Origin of the sequence: Cohnella thermotolerans DSM 17683, from assembly GCF_000429825.1 — a bacterium.
Taxonomy (GTDB): domain Bacteria; phylum Bacillota; class Bacilli; order Paenibacillales; family Paenibacillaceae; genus Cohnella; species Cohnella thermotolerans.
Map to the genome: position 1 here is coordinate 1 of NZ_AUCP01000120.1, position 3,695 is coordinate 3,695.

The window sequence follows — 3,695 nt, forward strand, 5'->3', positions numbered from 1 at the left end:
CCGATTTTTTGCATGAAAACCGCAAAGAAAATCACGGTCTAGGCTCATGCGTTGGGAGCAGCTTAAATTGATCTTGTTCAGCAAGCCCTACTTATGATATACTTCTACTTGCTGTGAGGAGAGGTACCCAAGAGGCCCAAGGGGGTTGACTCGAAATCAACTAGGCGTCGCAAGGCGTGCGTGGGTTCGAATCCCACCCTCTCCGCCACCTGTAGCCAAATAAGACAAGCGGTTCCGACGAGGAACCGCTTTTTGATTTACGCTTTTTGATTTATGTAGACAAAGCGAAAGAACCCCCTAAGGGGTTCTCCGGGCGACGTTAGTGGAGTTGAAGCCTTTCCCAACGTTGCTGTATTGCATGCGGCTTATGCGAAGTCAAGCTTCGCCATCAGCCGTATGCCAGCGCTTCGGGCTACCGGATCGCTTCGATGCGAGCCGTTGTGTTACAGACAAGTGTCTTTGGCACAACCCTCCGTTTTCGTGTGGTACGGCACTTCCTTCGGCTGTTGCCTGCATGGGTTCAATGGAACCACACCTCTCTGTTCGTCGCCGATATATAGAGTGTCCGTTCCTTCGGCTTCCTATACATCGAAATTCGATTAACCGTGATTATTGAATCTTTTCCATTTGCGCCGATGGTTGGACGTCTCCGGGAATCGCTCGCCCTTATGAAGGAAGACGCGCTTCGGATTGTTGATGCCCATATGGAACGCGTTGTCTCCGATCTCGATGTACTCGCCTTCGTTCGGAGCGCGTTGACCCGGTTCGAATTCGCTCTGTTCTCCCACGATCGATCACCCCCTGTCTGCAGCGTGCACCGATATTGTCTGGGAAAGCGGGGGCGCCTATACGAGGCAAATCCCGCATGTGTCCGCCAGGCGAGACGACGGTTAAGGCTGCGGAAGGTGCCCGGTCTGGATGACGGTGACCGTATGGGCATGGAAATTGGACGCGTAGAGCTTGCCGCTGCGCCGGTTCATGGCGAGGCCGACCGGCTGACGTCTGCTCATTCCGACGGGAATCGAAGCGAAGAGGCGATTCCGGACGCCGTCCACGCCCGAGACGATGCCGTCGGCCTCGCTCGACACGAAGACCAGATGAGACCGGCTGTCCGCAACGACGCTGTCGGCGCTGGATTGGGTCGTCGCTACTTGCTCGACGATCTGGTTCGATTGCCCGTCGATGACGGCGAGCTGCGCCGATATTTTACCCGAGCAACCGGCATAGACCCGGTTGATCCGTTCATCCACGGCGATGCCGGAGACGCCGTCCATCGGGATGACGCGAAGAATGCGGTGCGTGCGGCCGTCGATCGCGAAAATAGCGCTTCGATGGCCGTTATAGGAGTTGGCCAGGTAGATCCGATTGGTTGCGGCATTGATGGCGATGCCGCTCACCTGCGGTTGATGGCCGATATCGATCGCCGCCAGGACACGGTCAAGGGTTCCGCTAACGACGCTCAGACGGTTCCCTGCGGCGTACAGACGGTTCGTACGAGGATTTAGAACGAACGGGCCGACGCCGTGGGGGACGGAGAGGGCAGCCTTGATTCGGTCGCTTCGGCCATCCAGAACGGCGAGCGAGCGATCGCCGGCAGCAATATACACCAGGTCCGTCCGCGGATGGATAACGATTTGCCTCGGTTCGCCTTTCAGCTCGATCGTTCGAATTAACTGAAGCGTGAGCGCGTTCAGCGCCAGAACGACGTTGGGGGAGAGGCCGACATAGAGCTTGTTGCCTAGAGGGCTGACGGCTATCGGGCCGAGGGGCTTGCCGATCCGGACGGTAGCCGCAGGCCGATTCGCGGCGGCGTCGAATACGGAGAGGTCGCCGTGGGTGCCGTTATGGACGTAAACGAGACTGGAGGCCTCGTTAACGGCCAACTGGAGAGGCTCTCGGCCCACGCCGACCGTCGCAAGCTTCCTTGCGTACGGCTCGGCGGAGACGGGAGATTCCAATCGGAGGGCTCTTTGTTTCGCCGCCCGGACGATAGGGGAGGTCGCAGGCACAAACAGAAGGCTCATTTCGCTCTTTCGGCTCCTTCTCGGAGAGTTGGGCTACGACACGGTATTCAACCCGGATCGTTTTCGTGAGCGTTGACGCTCTTCGCCTCTCTCTCAAGTTGGAAATTTGACCGGCAGAGAGAATCATGTTAAAGTATATAGGTATGCCATTTACAAGCATACTCCTTGCTCCTCGGCCGAACGGACTCGTCCTTCGGTATGCAAAGCGGGGGGCCAAAGACCAAAAGGAGGTGAACGGAAGATGCGCAACTATGAGTTGATGTACATCATCCGTCCGGACGTGGAACAAGAAACCGTTCAAGCTGTCGTGGAGAAATTCCAAGGCATCATCGGGAACGGCGGAGAGATCGTGAAGCATGAAGTGCTCGGCAAACGCCGTCTTGCTTACGAGATCAACAAGCACCGCGAAGGGACGTATGTGTTGGTCCAATTCACCGCTACCAGCGCTGTCGTGAATGAGCTGGAACGCGTCCTGAAAATTACGGACGAAGTTATCCGCCACATGATCGTCAGAGACGTAGTGGCTTAAGAGGACAGACGCAACCAGCCTGGCGGACATCCGCCGCGAGTCGTCATTGTTGGGAGGGGAACCAACCATGTTGAACCGGGTTATTCTGATCGGACGCTTGACCAGGGATCCCGAACTTCGTTATACGCCGGCAGGCGTGGCCGTAGCCCAATTTACGCTGGCTGTGGATCGCCCCTTCTCCCGCGATCAGGGGGAACGCGAGGCGGACTTCATTCCGGTCGTCACTTGGCGCCAATTGGCCGAGACCTGCGCGAATTACCTTCGGAAAGGCCGTCTGGCCGCCGTGGAAGGACGCATTCAGGTGCGCAACTACGAGAACAACGAAGGACGCCGGGTTTATGTAACGGAGGTTATCGCCGATAACGTTCGTTTCCTCGAATCGCCGAACCGCGAAGGCGGCGGCTCGCAAGGACGCGACGATTTCGGAGGCGGGAACGGCGGCGGATACGGCGGAGGCGGTTATGGCAGCGGTGGCGGAAGCCGCAGCTCCGGATCGCGCGGTACCGGCGGCAATATGGACCCATTCGCCGATGACGGCAAGCCGATCGATATATCGGACGATGATTTGCCATTCTAAGACAGGAAGGACGGAGAACAAATGAGCGAACAACAACAAGCAACGCCGGCCGCTCGTGAAGAGCGTTCGAATACGCCTCGTGAAAACCGCGGTCAAGGCGGTGGCGAAGGCCGCGAGCAACGCGAGCCCCGCAAGTTCCGCCGCGGACGCAACAAACGCCGCAAAGTTTGCTATTTCACCGTAAATAAAATTACCCATGTCGATTACAAAGATCTGGACTTGCTGCGCAAGTTCATCAGCGAACGCGGCAAAATTCTGCCGCGCCGCGTAACTGGCACGAAGGCGAAATATCAACGCATGCTGACGGTTGCCGTTAAGCGCGCCCGCCAAATGGCGTTGCTGCCGTATACGACGGAGTAAGAACTTCATGCACCGAACAACCCCTCGAGTCTACGATTTCGTAGACCCGGGGGGTTTTTTTACGGGCATCCGCATAGAATAGCCCCCCTCTCGTTTGAAATTGGGCTTGTTCCTGAATCCGTGATAGTTCTTCTGTGAAAAAGAAGAAAAAGAAAGGAAATCGCATCTCCGATGGTGAATTTTAAAGGAACCATGAATGATCCAC

Annotated in this window: 5 protein-coding genes and 1 tRNA gene; 4 read left to right on the forward strand and 2 right to left on the reverse strand. The window is 56.8% G+C overall.

What is annotated here, in order from left to right; genetic code table 11:
* The first annotated feature begins 117 nt into the window (after positions 1–117).
* Positions 118–208 (forward strand) — tRNA-Ser (locus G485_RS0117185).
* A gap of 391 nt (positions 209–599) precedes the next feature.
* Here the strand turns inward: G485_RS0117185 and G485_RS0117190 are convergent.
* Both G485_RS0117190 and G485_RS0117195 read right to left on the reverse strand, forming a co-directional pair.
* Complete coding sequence (locus G485_RS0117190) at positions 600–788, reverse strand: YjzC family protein (protein ID WP_027093525.1); 189 nt, start codon at positions 786–788, stop codon at positions 600–602.
* Between the two features lie 102 nt (positions 789–890).
* Positions 891–1,958, reverse strand: coding sequence for a YncE family protein (locus G485_RS0117195; protein WP_156922446.1), 1,068 nt, complete (start codon positions 1,956–1,958; stop codon positions 891–893).
* Between the two features lie 307 nt (positions 1,959–2,265).
* Here G485_RS0117195 and rpsF point away from each other — a divergent pair, with 307 nt between their 5' ends.
* The 3 genes from rpsF (at position 2,266) to rpsR (ending at position 3,490) form a co-directional block, all read left to right on the forward strand.
* Complete coding sequence (gene rpsF, locus G485_RS0117200; protein WP_027093527.1) at positions 2,266–2,553, forward strand: 30S ribosomal protein S6; 288 nt, start codon at positions 2,266–2,268, stop codon at positions 2,551–2,553.
* 67 nt (positions 2,554–2,620) lie between these two features.
* Complete coding sequence (gene ssb / locus G485_RS0117205) at positions 2,621–3,130, forward strand: single-stranded DNA-binding protein (protein ID WP_027093528.1); 510 nt, start codon at positions 2,621–2,623, stop codon at positions 3,128–3,130.
* Between the two features lie 21 nt (positions 3,131–3,151).
* Positions 3,152–3,490, forward strand: a complete 339-nt coding sequence (rpsR, locus tag G485_RS0117210; RefSeq protein WP_027093529.1) for a 30S ribosomal protein S18 — start codon at positions 3,152–3,154, stop codon at positions 3,488–3,490.
* Positions 3,491–3,695: the final 205 nt, after the last annotated feature.